1 pseudogene is annotated in these 219 nt (G+C 37.9%); it reads left to right on the top strand.

What is annotated here, in order from left to right:
- Positions 1-219, top strand: a pseudogene (locus QOS10_RS09685) (IS1182 family transposase); the annotation flags it as partial.

The raw sequence follows: 219 nt of genomic DNA, 5'->3' as shown, positions 1-219 counted from the left end.
GCTGGTTATGGTTCGGAAAGTAATTACAAGTATATTGAGGACGAATTGCCTAATTGTACAGCTCTAATTCCTTACAGTACCATGCTCAAAGAGAATAGTCGTAAATGGCGTTCTGATGATCGTAAAGTTATGAACTGGGAATATTACTACATTGATCCGCATGGCGTCCGCTTTAATTTCAAACGTTATGCCTATCGCAATGATAAGTATAAGTTTCGT

It is taken from the genome of Limosilactobacillus galli (genome assembly GCF_947381495.1).
Classification (GTDB): domain Bacteria; phylum Bacillota; class Bacilli; order Lactobacillales; family Lactobacillaceae; genus Limosilactobacillus; species Limosilactobacillus galli.
Note: the sequence above shows the minus strand (reverse complement) of the source record. Positions and strands in the feature narration are given on the sequence as shown.